The following is a 13,265-nucleotide window of genomic DNA, read 5'->3' on the forward strand; positions in this document are numbered from 1 at the left end:
GTTCTCACCAGCCCGGGTAGGCGGGCAGGGTTTCGGGTGGGGTGGGGGAGATGATGGTTTCGGAACTTCTGTAGGGCGGCAAGCTGGGTTCGATGCTGCGACCCCATGCTTCGCATCGATACATCGTTTCGCCCAAGTCGCCCCCGAAGTCGATTCTGAGTCCGGTATCGGTGAACAGATCTTCCGTAGGAGCGGACCATTGGTGCTCGGTGGTGGGGAGAGAAGTCAGGTACTGATCGCTTGGTGTCGGTGGTTCCGGGTCGTGCCTGTGGAGTTGCCCTTCGAGCCGATGTTCCTCGGTGTCACGGGTGAACTCGACAAATTCCTCCTGCCCGGAAAATTGGTTGATGCGATAGTCGCCGTCTCGGACCCTGATGCCCACCTTCGACCATTGGGTGCACACGGTTGCTTTGAACCCAGCCGCCGTATCGAGCACCTGGAGGATGTGCGCCCGAAATGTTCCGACGAGGGACGTTTCCAGCGCAGTTGGGACTTTGCGTGCGTAGGAAGGGACGAGTGCTCCGGCGAACCCGGGATAGGTGGTATCGAGTCCGCCGTAGTGGGCGATGATCATGGATTCGTACGCGGCTCGGGTGAGGATGCTGCGTTGATCCGCAAGGTCGATTCCCGGTTCTGCGGACCACACGAAGGTGGAGTTTCGGACCTGTCCGGGTGGCTGATAGATCGTCGGCGTGGCGGGAGGCCGGCTGGTCTCGACCGGTGTGATCTCGTTGGTTGTACATGCCGTTGCAGCGATTGCAAGAGCACTCATTACCGCTACGAATAGCCTCGGCGGATAATTCATTGCGGACCTTTCGATAACGTGTATTCGTGAAGATGACGACGAAGATACAGCCACGAAATCACGCACCGTAGTTCCAGCGTTCGCCTCCGTGCGGAACGACATCGTTCACGACAATGTCGCGGAAACTGTCCTCACCGTCTCTTTGATCTGCGTAGACAATGTTCCGGAGGTCGCCCTGACCCAAGAAGGAACTACGGAGATAGCCGTCGATAGCATGCCGTTCTATCCCTGACTCGACCAGCGTGTTATCCCCGATATTCGCCAAGGCAGCGTCCCCGATGTTGTTGCGATCTTTGAGGACGCCGTTCTCGTGCCATGCCAATGGGAGGTTCGCCGGATCGACTGTGCCAGAATCGACCAACGCGCCGATCATGTTGTATCTCCGAGTATTCTCAGCACCCGTCTCCGTCAGATACATTTCGGAATCGAACCCCTCGACCCCCGACGGATGCCCCACGTATCGCCCTTCAGCATCGACGATTTCGGATTGCAACAGAACCCCTGTCGAGTACACGAGCGGACCCGTGACCACGCCACCCGGCAACGCCGTCACCGCACCGGTGACGAGGGTTTGGGCCACGGCATACGCGTCTGCTCTGGACTGGTTCCGGTTGTCGATCGCCGCCTGCTCGACCAGCTTCTCGTTCTCGTAGGTGCTGCTCAAACCGACCTCGACGAGGCTTTGCAACCGGCCCGAATACGTTCCGTAGCTGTACTTGTTCACACCGTCGAGTTGTTCGAGAGCGAACCGGCGGTCGAAATCGGTGGCCTGCGCGATTGCTGCACCGTTGAGAAGGGCACCTGCCGCAGGGTCGGTGTTCATGAGGGTGAATACGCGCGTCGCCGGGACGGGGCCGAGTTCACCGAAGCCGCTGGTGGCGGTGGCGTCGTCGACGGAACCGACCATGTCGCCGACGAACGGTGACAGGGCGGTCGCGAAGGAACGGACAGCAACAGGATTGACGTCACCTATGGTCAGGTCGGTTTCTTCCCGGAAGGCACCCGGCATATGGAGGAAACGGTTGAAGTTGTTGTCGGAGTTCCACTCCGATTCCGGCGCAGACAACACCTCGGCCAAACCGAATGCTGCCTCGCCCGCACGTTCGGCTCGGATTACTGCGGCGGGGTCACCCGGGTCGGCGGGCAACGCGTCGGCAGCGATCCACTCCGTCAGGCCGGCCAGAGTTGCTCCGTCGTCGGCCCATTCGCGGGTGAGCAGCGGAACGAGCACCTCGTCCCTACTGAAGTCCGCAGGGCTGCCGTCGACGTCGGTGCCGGTGAGCAGGTGATACGACGTGTCGGTGTTCCGGGTGGCGATGTCGAGGAATGTGCTTGCCGTGTGGTCGTAATAGGAAGGGTCGGGGGTGGGAATGATGTGGGGATCGGCGTAGGTGGGGATGCCCGCCATATATCCGGCGACCCGGCTCATCTCGATGCCCATCTCGGTTCCGGGTCGATACTGAGGGTTGGCCTCGCCGAGTATCGCGCCGAGTCGATCCAGCCGGTCCAGTGGTTCACCGGGGTGCTCGGCGTTCGGGTCGGGTTCGTAGCCGTATCGAATGGTGTCTCGGATGTCCTGCGGCACCGACTCCCACGACCCGCCGTATTCGGGATTCGACAGAATGAGCAGACCGTTGCCGAGACCGTCGGCCCAGCGCGCCGCGTCGGGGTTGCCTTCGGCTTCCCATGTCTTGTACGTCTCGTGCAGGTTCGCCAGTTCGTCCTCGTCGAGGCTGTTGTAGAAGGCGTCGAGGTACTCGATGCTCGCACCCGACGGTAGCGACAGGGTGCGTCCGATGCGTTCGAGATCGGTATCGCGTGCAGCCCCGGATGCTAGGAGCGCAGCGTCGGCAGCACCGTCCGGAGAATCGATGGAATGTGTGTTCTGGGAACGGAATTCGCCGCCGAACGTGGAGAGCCGGTTGCTGACCTGCTCGAGTCGGACGGCGGCGTCTCGATCCAGTTCGTCGAATGTGCGCACCGCCGATTTCAGTTGGACCTCGAAGTTCATGGCGGTGTCGTCGAGACCCGCTTGCACGACGAGGTCGGTCTGCGCGTCGCCCGTGTGGGTTCGGGGTGCCTCGACCCGCGCGTCGTCGTGGACGGTGAAGCCGGCTGCAACCGCATTGTCGACGATTCCGACGACGGTGGCGCGGGCGGGAATGAGCGTGTTCGCAGCGTCGCGGAGGGCGTCGACCTGCTCGTCGACAGCGCGGCTGATGCCTTGGCCGGCCACCCGGTCACTCCACGCACGTGCCGCGGCGGCTGCCCCGCCTTCACCGTCCCATCCACCGAACGTGGCATCCACATTCCGGTCGACGCGGTGGGTCGACTCCCGGAATGTGTTGTTTGCGGACTCAACCGCGTCGGCAGCCGTGGTGAGCGCAGCCGGATCGAGCGAGCGGATCGCGGAAGGAGGCAACATCTACGGGGCCGTTCCTTCGAAGTCGGATCCGACGGCCGCGAGTTGGCGGCCGAATTCCTCCTCGGCCACCTCGTAGTTCCGTGCGGCCGCTTCGGTGGCCTCGGCCATGCGTCGCAGGCAGTTGGCCATAGCGCGGTAGGCGGTGTCGAGTGGTGCTCCCGCGCGTCCGGCGACCCCACCGACCGCTGAGGATGGCATCGCGCCCGCTACCGACCCGAGCGCCGCGGACGGTTCCAAAGCGTAGATGGTCTCGGCTTCTCCCTCCAGGACATAGGCCAGGCTCTTCAACGAGTCCGGGTCGACCTTCAGCGCTGACATCAGCTCACCAACTCCTGTCCGGCAGACGTTCCATCAGGGTTGGACGCAGCAGCGTGACGATCGGTTCCCTCGACCGGGTGATTTTCGGAACGTTTCAGGCGATGCGGCCGAATGCTGTGATGGAGGAGTCGCGGAGAGATGTCAGCCGGGACGCGGTCGCGATCCTGGCGACCGCCCGTGACGCGGGCACGAGGAGCTGGGTGCGGCGTCGACGGGCACGGTCATAGCGCTGCAGAGCGATCGGTACCGGATGCTCGGACAACAGCGTCGCGAGTGTCGTGGCGTCGACGATTGCTTCGCATGCGCCGCGGCCGAGATTCGGTGCCATCGCATGCGCCGCGTCGCCGATCAGTGCGGTGTTGCCGCGGACGTACGACGGGAGACGGGGGGATTCGTACAGGTCGTGGTACATGACGTCGTCGGGGTCGAGGCGGCCGAGGATGTCGCGTACGCCGGGGTGCCAGTCGTGGAAGCGGCCGTACAGGTCGTCGAGGGTGCCGCCGGTGCCTTCGGTGGTGCGGACGGCGGCGAACCAGTTGGTGAGGTCGCCGTCGCGGTCGGTGATTCCGAAGAGCGCGCCGGGACCCCAGGTTTCTCCATGGTTCGTGGTGGAGCCGCCGACCCAGCCGCGCCACGCTCCGTACCCGGTGTGCACGGGCCGGTAGGCCGGACCGAACACCTCGTCACGTACCGCACTGCCGATTCCGTCCGCGCCGATCATCACGTCGTATCCGGCGAGGGCCGTGAACGGTGGCGCGGGGGCGTCGAACTTCACGATGTGGTCGGGGAGGCCGGACAGCAGGATGTCGAGGAGGGCGGGCCGGGAAACCATGACCGGTGCCCGGCGAAGGTCCCCGACGTGGGCGAGCACCACACCGTCCCAGCGTCTGAGCGTCGCGGAGCGCTGTGTCACGCCGAGTTGTTCCACCCGTCCGCCGACGCCGGCAACTTCGAGTGCGGCCAGGGCAGGAGGCCACATCCCGAGCGCGGTGCCGGTGCGCGGAGGCTCCGGAGATCGTTCGAACACGTCGATGTGCCATCCGTGGCGGAGGAGGGTGTTCGCGGCGGTGAGCCCTCCGATTCCGCCGCCGAGGATCGCTGCACTGCCTGGCTTCACGCTCATGTCATGACGGTACTACGTATGTAGTGGACAGTCACTACCCCTGTAGTGATCCTCGTAGAATGCCTCTCGTGACCGACAAACGCGCCACCGTCCTCGACGCCGCAATCGAACTCGTGGGGACCGAAGGATTGCGCGCCCTCACCCACCGCCGCGTGGATGCCATCGCCGGTGTGCCGGCCGGCTCCACGTCGAACTACTTCCGCACCCGCCAGGCTCTCGTCGAAGGGGTGCTCGACAGGCTCCTCGAGCGGGACCGGGTCCAGCTCGAGGCGATCGGCGCCGCGTTGCCGGGGGACGCACGTGAGCTCGAAGACCTGGTGCACGGATATGTGATGTTCGTGACGGGGGACGACCTCGTGCGGACCCGCGCACGCTTCGCGATGTTCGTCGAGGCGATGGCGACGCCCGAACTGCGTGCCGGGGTCGAAACCCGCCGCAGCGAACTGCGCGGATGGATCGGGACCGTGCTCGCGGGCCTCGGCGTCGACGATTCCGCCACCGCCGCGCGGGTTCTCATCGACTACCTGGACGGACTGATCCTGCATCGCTGCACCTCGCAGGACGACGGGCCGGACCCGCGCGACGGCGTGTCCCGAATGGTGCGAATGCTGCTTTCCACGGCAGGGTGACGCCCGCGATTCCGGTGCGTTACGGCTGCGTTTCCGCAGGTGGGCGGAAGAATAGGGCAGGCTTGCTTGCATTACCCCCCGCCACCTGGCATATCGTTCGTTTCGAAGACGGTGGGACCACGACGTCCCACCGGTCGCCGGGTCCACGCTCGCGCTGCCGAAAAGGCACCCGCACCGTCGCGGATGAGCGGATACTGGCGATGTCGAAGGTATCGGGCACCCGGCCGATACCCGTCTACGGCAGTAGATGGCCATCAGCGCTGCTGGTCGTCGGTGCTATCGCATCAACGAAGGCTAGGTATGACTCATCTCCCCGGGCCTCGAGGGCTCTACCACCCGGCGAACGAGCACGACTCCTGTGGCGTCGCGTTCGTCGTCGACATGCACGGTCGTCGCAGTCGCGACATCGTGGAGAAGGCGATCACCGCCCTGGTGAATCTCGAACACCGCGGTGCAGCGGGAGCGGAACAGAACACCGGCGACGGCGCCGGCATCCTGATCCAGGTCCCCGACGCCTACTTCCGTGAGGTCGTCGACTTCGATCTTCCCGCCGAAGGCGCATACGCGACCGGTATCGCGTTCCTGCCCAAGGACACCGCCAAGGCCGACGCCGCGGCCGCCGAGGTCGACCGCATCGTCGCCGAAGAGGGCCTCGAGGTCCTCGGCTGGCGCGAGGTGCCGATCGACGAGTCCGAGCTGGGTTCCATGGCCAAGGACGCCATGCCCACCTTCCGGCAGATCTTCATCGCCTCCGGCGCCCGCGCGCTCACCGGCCTCGAGCTCGAGCGCCGCGCGTACGTCGTGCGCAAGCGCACCGAGCACGAGCTCGGCCACCACGGGGCGGGCGAGGACGGTCCCGGCAGCGAGACCGTCTACTTCCCGAGCCTGTCGGCGTCGACCTTCGTCTACAAGGGCATGCTCACCACGCCCCAGATGAAGGGCTTCTACCGCGACCTGCAGGACGAGCGCGTCGTCTCGGCCCTCGGTCTCGTGCACTCGCGGTTCTCCACCAACACGTTCCCGTCGTGGCCGCTCGCGCATCCCTTCCGCCGCGTGGCGCACAACGGCGAGATCAACACCGTCACGGGCAATGCCAACTGGATGCGCGCCCGTGAGGCACTCATCGACACCGAGGTCTTCGGCGGTCGCGACAAGCTCGAGAAGATCTTCCCGGTCTGCACGCCGGGTGCGTCCGACACCGCGCGTTTCGACGAGGTGCTCGAACTGCTGCACCTCGGTGGTCGCAGCCTGCCGCACGCCGTGCTCATGATGATCCCCGAGGCGTGGGAGCGCCATGACTCGATGGATCCGGCCCGTCGCGCGTTCTACGAGTACCACGCGGCCCTCATGGAGCCGTGGGACGGACCGGCCTCGGTGTGCTTCACCGACGGCACCGTCATCGGCGCCGTGCTCGACCGCAACGGCCTGCGCCCCTCGCGTGCCTGGGTCACCGACGACGGCCTCGTCGTCATGGCCTCCGAGGTGGGTGTGCTCGACATCCCCACCGAGAAGATCGTCAGCAAGCGTCGCCTGCAGCCGGGCCGCATGTTCCTCGTCGACACGGCCAAGGGCCGCATCGTCGAGGACGAGGAGATCAAGCGCGAGCTCGCCGCCGAGCATCCCTACGAGGAGTGGGTCGCAGGCGGCGTCACCCGTCTCGAGGATCTGCCCGAGAGCAAGTACACCTACATGTCGCACGAGCGTGTCGTGCTGCGGCAGCAGGTATTCGGCTACACCCGCGAAGAGGTCGACCTCCTCGTCAAGCCGATGGCAGCCTCCGGAGCCGAGGCGCTCGGCTCGATGGGCACCGACACGCCGATCGCCGTGCTGTCGTCGCGTCCGCGTCAGCTGTTCGACTTCTTCTCGCAGCTGTTCGCCCAGGTCACCAACCCGCCGCTCGACGCGATCCGCGAGGAGATCGTCACCAGCATGGGCGGCATGCTCGGCCCCGAGGGCGACCTGCTGAACCCGACCGAGGCGTCGTGCCGGCAGATTCTCATCGGTGCGCCGGTCATCGACAACGACGACCTGCAGAAGCTCATCCACGTCAACGACGAGAAGCAGTTCCCCGGCTTCAACAGCGTCATCATCCGCGGCCTGTACCCGGTCGCGGAGGGCGGTGAGGGTCTGCGTCGCGCCCTCGCCTCGATCCGCGAGCAGGTCTCGCAGGCCATCGAGAAGGGCGCACGCCTGATCGTGCTGTCCGACCGCGAGTCCGACGAGAAGCTGGCGCCGATCCCGTCGCTGCTGCTCACCTCCGCGGTGCACCACCACCTCGTCCGCGAGAAGACCCGCACCAAGGTCGGTCTGCTCGTCGAGGCCGGCGACGCCCGCGAGGTCCACCACATCGCCGCCCTGTGCGGTTTCGGTGCGGCCGTGGTCAACCCGTACATGGCGTTCGAGAGCATCGACGAGCTGTTGCAGAACGGCGACCTGCCCGAGGGCATGACCCTCGACAAGGCCATCGCCAACTACATCAAGGCGGCCTCGAAGGGCGTGCTCAAGGTGATGTCCAAGATGGGCATCTCCACGCTCGCCTCCTACACCGGTGCGCAGCTGTTCCAGGTCATCGGCCTGTCGCAGGAACTCGTCGACGAGTACTTCACCGGTCTGCAGTCGCAGCTCGGCGGTGTCGGTCTCGACGAGATCGCCGCGGACGTCGCGGCCCGTCACCGCACGGCCTTCCTCGACCGCCAGTCCGAGCGCGCGCACCGCGAGCTCGAGGTGGGTGGCGAGTACCAGTGGCGTCGTGAGGGCGAGTACCACCTGTTCAACCCGGACACGGTGTTCAAGCTCCAGCACGCGACCCGCACCGGCCAGTACTCGATCTTCAAGGAGTACACGAAGCTCGTCGACGACCAGTCGGAGCGACTCGCGTCGCTGCGCGGTCTGTTCGAGTTCAAGAAGGGCGTGCGCCCGCCGGTGCCGCTCGACGAGGTCGAGCCGGCGAGCGAGATCGTCAAGCGCTTCTCGACCGGTGCGATGAGCTACGGCTCCATCTCGGCCGAGGCGCACGAGACCCTCGCGATCGCGATGAACCGTCTCGGTGGCCGCTCGAACTCCGGTGAGGGCGGCGAGCATCCGAGCCGTTTCACCCCGGACGAGAACGGCGACTGGCGGCGCTCGGCGATCAAGCAGGTCGCCTCGGGTCGCTTCGGTGTGACCGCGCACTACCTGAGCAACTGCACCGACATCCAGATCAAGATGGCGCAGGGCGCGAAGCCCGGTGAGGGCGGCCAGCTGCCGCCGCACAAGGTGTACCCGTGGGTCGCCGAGGTCCGTGGCTCGACGCCCGGCGTGGGCCTGATCTCGCCGCCGCCGCACCACGACATCTACTCGATCGAGGATCTCGCGCAGCTGATCCACGACCTGAAGAACGCCAACCCGAAGGCCCGCATCCACGTGAAGCTGGTCTCCGAACTCGGTGTCGGCACGGTCGCCGCGGGTGTGTCGAAGGCACACGCCGACGTCGTGCTCATCTCGGGTCACGACGGTGGTACCGGCGCGTCGCCGCTGACCTCCCTCAAGCACGCGGGTGCTCCCTGGGAGATCGGTCTCGCCGAGACCCAGCAGACGCTGATGCTCAACGGTCTGCGCGACCGCATCGTCGTGCAGGTCGACGGCCAGATGAAGACCGGCCGCGACGTCGTGGTCGCCGCTCTCCTCGGCGCCGAGGAGTACGGTTTCGCGACCGCGCCGCTCGTGGTCTCGGGCTGCATCATGATGCGTGTGTGCCACCTCGACACCTGCCCCGTGGGTGTCGCGACGCAGAACCCGGTGCTGCGCAAGCGGTTCACCGGCAAGCCGGAGTTCGTCGAGAACTTCATGCTGTACATCGCCGAAGAGGTGCGCGAGTACCTCGCCGAACTCGGTTTCCGCAGTCTCGACGAGGCCATCGGCCAGGTGGACGTCCTCGACACCCGCAAGGCCGTCGAGCACTACCGCGCGTCGAAGCTCGACCTGTCGCCGCTGCTCGAGAAGGTCACCTCCCCGATCTTCGGGGAGCAGGACATGCACTGCACCAAGGAGCAGTACCACGCTCTCGACAAGGCACTCGACAACGAGCTGATGGCGAAAGCGCAGCCCGCTCTCGAGTCGGGTACGTCGGTCTCGTTCGACACTCCGATCACCAACGTCAACCGCACCGTCGGCACGATGCTCGGCCACGAGCTCACCAAGAAGTACGGTGCGGAAGGGTTGCCGGACAACACGATCGACATCACCTTCGCAGGTTCGGCCGGCAACAGCTTCGGTGCGTTCGTCCCGCGCGGCATCACGATGCGGCTCAACGGCGACGCGAACGACTTCGTCGGCAAGGGCCTGTCGGGTGGTCGCATCATCGTGCGCCCGCCGCACAATGCGGCCGAGGGTTTCGTGCCCGAGGACAACATCATCGCCGGCAACGTCATCCTGTTCGGTGCCACCTCGGGTGAGGTCCTCATCCGTGGCATCGCGGGTGAGCGCTTCGCGGTCCGCAACTCCGGAGCCACGGCCGTCGTCGAAGGCGTCGGCGACCACGGCTGCGAGTACATGACGGGTGGCAAGGTCGTCATCCTCGGCAAGACCGGCCGCAACTTCGGTGCGGGCATGTCCGGTGGCGTCGCGTTCGTGTACAACCCGGACAAGGACTTCGAGAACAACCTGAACACCGAGCTGGTCGACCTCGAGGATCTCGAGGGCGAGGACTTCGCGTGGCTCAAGGGCGCCGTCGAACGGCATCGTGACGAAACGGGCTCCGAGGTCGCAGCCCGCATCCTGGCCGACTGGTCACAACAGGTCAGCCACTTCGCGAAGGTCATGCCTCGCGATTACAAGAAGGTACTCATGGCTATCAAGGACGCCACCATCCGTGGTGCGAACGTGGACGAGGCGATCATGGAGGCTGCTCGTGGCTGATCCCACCGGTTTCCTCAAGCACGGTTCCCGCGAGACGCCGGTCCGCCGGCCTGTCCCGCTGCGACTCCTCGACTGGAAGGAGGTCTACGAGCCGTTCCCGCTCGACACCCTCCGGACCCAGGCAAGCCGTTGCATGGACTGCGGTATCCCCTTTTGCCACAACGGTTGCCCGCTCGGGAATCTCATCCCCGAGTGGAACGACCTCGCCTACAAGGGTAAGTGGGAGGACGGGATCGAGCGCCTCCACGCCACGAACAACTTCCCCGAGTTCACCGGCCGGCTCTGCCCGGCGCCCTGCGAGGCGTCGTGCGTGCTCGGCATCAACCAGGACCCGGTGACCATCAAGCAGGTCGAGGTCGAGCTGGTCGAGAAGGCCTTCGACGACGGCCGCGTCAAGCCGGTTCCGCCGTCGAAGCTCACCGGCCGCAAGGTCGCGGTAGTCGGCTCCGGGCCTGCCGGTCTCGCTGCGGCACAGCAGCTCACGCGTGCCGGTCACTCGGTGACGGTGTTCGAGCGGGCCGACCGCATCGGTGGTCTTCTCCGTTACGGCATCCCCGAGTTCAAGATGGAGAAGCGCTTCATCGACCGCCGTCTCGCGCAGATGGAGGCCGAGGGCACCGTCTTCAAGCCGGGCGTGAACGTGGGTGTCGACATCACCGCCGATGAGCTGCGCGAGCAGTTCGACGCCGTGGTGCTCGCCGGCGGCGCGACCGTCGCCCGCGACCTGCAGATCCCCGGACGCGAGCTCGACGGCATCCACCAGGCGATGGAGTTCCTGCCGATCGCCAACCGCGTGCAGCTCGGCGATCTGCCGGCCCCGACCATCACGGCCGAGGGTAAGAAGGTCGTCATCATCGGCGGTGGCGACACCGGCGCCGACTGCCTGGGCACCTCGCACCGTCAGGGTGCTGAGAGCGTCCACCAGTTCGAGATCATGCCGCGGCCGCCGGAGCAGCGCGCCGAGTCCACCCCGTGGCCGACCTACCCCCTCATGTACCGCGTCTCGTCGGCGCACGAGGAGGGCGGCGAGCGCGTCTTCTCCGTCAACACCGAGGAATTCATCGGCAAGGACGGCAAGGTCACCGCGCTGAAGGCGCACGAGGTGCAGATGGTCGACGGTCGCTTCGAGAAGGTCGAAGGAAGCGACTTCGAACTCGAGGCCGATCTGGTGCTGCTCGCGATGGGCTTCACCGGTGCCGAGAAGCCGGGTCTGCTCACCGATCTCGGGGTCGACTTCGACCAGCGTGGCAACGTCGCCCGTTCGTCGGAGTGGTCCACCAACGTCGACGGTGTCTTCGTCGCCGGCGACATGGGTCGCGGACAGTCGCTCATCGTCTGGGCGATCGCCGAGGGTCGCGCGTGCGCCGCTGCGGTGGACCGCTTCCTCGAGGGTGAGACGGCGTTGCCGGCGCCGATCGCGACCACCACGATGCCGCAGCGCTGAACGAGGTACGACCACTGGGCCGCACACCGGAAGGTGTGCGGCCCAGTGGCGTTCGGGGGGAGGCGTTCGTGGGTGGGTCAGGCGTCGACGAGCGACGCGGGATCGGTGTCGGTTGCGGTGGCCGGCGCCGGTTCGGGTGTGGCCTCCTCGCGCCGCCGCGCGAGGAGGCGATCCACGGCCCACGATCCGGAGCCGAGGAAGATCAGGACGAACATCGCCCAGCAGAACAGCGCGGCGGATTCACCGTCGTTCTGGATGGGCAGTGCGCCGTCGGCCTGGTGACCCCAGAAGTAGGCGTACGCCATCGATCCGGAGCCGAGGAAGGCCGCGAGCCGGGTACCGAGACCGACGATCAGGGCGGTGCCGCACACGACCTGGATGATCGCACCCCACCAGCCGGGCCATGCGCCGAGTTGTGCGGTGGTTCCGCCGTAGGGTTCCGCCGGCCACGCCCACAGGCTCGTGGTGCCGTGGCAGAGGAACAGGAAACCGACGGCGATGCGGAAGGCGGCGACGGCGTGATCGCCGAAACGGTCCGGCCAATGGCGCACTGAGTTCATCACGTGCGGAAGTAAAGCATGCCTACCCTTACATGCGGGGTGCTTGGTCATCGTTCCTCGGGTTTCGGTGGAGCTGCCCCTGCTTTCCGGGGGTGGATCCACAGAAATCCGCTCAACAGGGACCACCGGACGCGCTGCGCTTGTGATATTTCCGTGTCGCCGGGCGTCGCACCCGTTATGGTTCTGCGCATGACGGCTACGAGACGGGCACTGGCGACGGTCGTGATGGGTGCGGGTGCCGTCGTGGCTGCCGTCGCGGCGGCTCCGGCCGCGACCGCGGACCCTGCGGACGCGTGCATCCGCAACGGTGGCGGGCTCGTGACGATCGACGGCGCCGAGCCCGTCCCACCGGTTTTCGGATTCGACGGTCCCCGCCTGCTCGGACTCCAGGGCGGCGTCGGCAACGCATGCATCACCAACGTGGGTCCCGGCGCCGTGACCGTCACGCATCCCGAGGGGCGTGTCCCGGGGCGCACCGAGGTGTCCACCGCGCTCGTGGAGATGCGGGTCGACGGCGGGCTCGGCAACGTCGCCGTCACCAATGTCGGTACCGGTGCGGTCACGGTGCACCGGACGGAGGTCACGCCCGAGCCCGTTGCGGGGCCTGCACAGGCTCCGCTCCCCGGGATGCGGGAGCTGATCCTCGACGCGGGAACCGACGGCGTCTTCGTCACGAATGTCGGTACGGGCGGTGTCACGGTCGTCGACCGTGCCGTCGCGCCGGCGGAGCTCCCGGCCCCGCCACCGCCTCCGCCGGGCGCGGTGGTCACCGATCCGTTCAGCGGAAACATCTATGTGACAAACCTTTTCGGGCCCGACATCGTCGTCGCGGAACCCGCCTCGACCGCCGAAGGGAGCGTCGTCGAGCGGCCGGTTCCGGGAACGGCGGTCGACTACGGGACGGGCAACGTCTTCGTGACGAACATCGGTGGGGGACAGGTGACCGTCGTCCGCGGCTGATCCGCCGGCCCCGTCGTTTCCCGACAACGTTCCGGACTCGGATACATCACATCCGGTTCACGAATATGTCATCCTTCTACTCGATACTGCCGGGGAGGGACGCGG

Annotated in this window: 9 protein-coding genes; 4 read left to right on the forward strand and 5 right to left on the reverse strand. The window is 66.4% G+C overall.

Translation table 11 applies throughout. From position 1 onward, the window contains the following. Positions 1–4: 4 nt before the first annotated feature. From K3M35_RS09645 to K3M35_RS09660, 4 genes are all read right to left on the reverse strand, one after another. Positions 5–772: a hypothetical protein gene (locus K3M35_RS09645; RefSeq protein WP_230811237.1), complete on the reverse strand. Its 768-nt coding sequence runs from the start codon at positions 770–772 to the stop codon at positions 5–7. A gap of 91 nt (positions 773–863) precedes the next feature. Further along, positions 864–3,230, reverse strand: a complete 2,367-nt coding sequence (locus tag K3M35_RS09650; protein ID WP_220666335.1) for a hypothetical protein — start codon at positions 3,228–3,230, stop codon at positions 864–866. Continuing rightward, a complete protein-coding gene (locus K3M35_RS09655; protein ID WP_220666336.1) occupies positions 3,231–3,548 on the reverse strand; it encodes a type VII secretion target in 318 nt (105 codons plus the stop codon). It abuts the gene before it with no gap. Between the two features lie 94 nt (positions 3,549–3,642). Next, entirely contained in the window at positions 3,643–4,671 is a 1,029-nt protein-coding gene (locus tag K3M35_RS09660; protein WP_220666337.1) for an FAD-dependent monooxygenase, read from the reverse strand. Positions 4,672–4,730: 59 nt separating this feature from the next. On the opposite strand from K3M35_RS09660, the gene K3M35_RS09665 reads away from it, so the two are divergent. From K3M35_RS09665 to K3M35_RS09675, 3 genes are all read left to right on the forward strand, one after another. Next, positions 4,731–5,300, forward strand: a complete 570-nt coding sequence (locus K3M35_RS09665; protein ID WP_259443801.1) for a TetR/AcrR family transcriptional regulator — start codon at positions 4,731–4,733, stop codon at positions 5,298–5,300. A 300-nt stretch (positions 5,301–5,600) separates the two neighbouring features. Next, positions 5,601–10,196: a glutamate synthase large subunit gene (gene gltB / locus K3M35_RS09670; RefSeq protein WP_220666339.1), complete on the forward strand. Its 4,596-nt coding sequence runs from the start codon at positions 5,601–5,603 to the stop codon at positions 10,194–10,196. Next, positions 10,189–11,640, forward strand: coding sequence for a glutamate synthase subunit beta (locus K3M35_RS09675; protein WP_006553332.1), 1,452 nt, complete (start codon positions 10,189–10,191; stop codon positions 11,638–11,640). The genes gltB and K3M35_RS09675 overlap by 8 nt, the downstream gene beginning before the upstream one ends. A gap of 77 nt (positions 11,641–11,717) precedes the next feature. Here K3M35_RS09675 and K3M35_RS09680 read toward each other — a convergent pair whose 3' ends face one another. Next, positions 11,718–12,200: a DoxX family protein gene (locus K3M35_RS09680; RefSeq protein ID WP_019290420.1), complete on the reverse strand. Its 483-nt coding sequence runs from the start codon at positions 12,198–12,200 to the stop codon at positions 11,718–11,720. A 189-nt stretch (positions 12,201–12,389) separates the two neighbouring features. Between K3M35_RS09680 and K3M35_RS09685 the strand changes: the two genes are divergently transcribed. After that, a complete protein-coding gene (locus K3M35_RS09685; protein ID WP_259443802.1) occupies positions 12,390–13,160 on the forward strand; it encodes a hypothetical protein in 771 nt (256 codons plus the stop codon). Positions 13,161–13,265 lie beyond the last annotated feature (105 nt).

It is taken from the genome of Rhodococcus sp. DMU2021 (assembly GCF_019641445.1).
GTDB lineage: Bacteria > Actinomycetota > Actinomycetes > Mycobacteriales > Mycobacteriaceae > Rhodococcus > Rhodococcus pyridinivorans.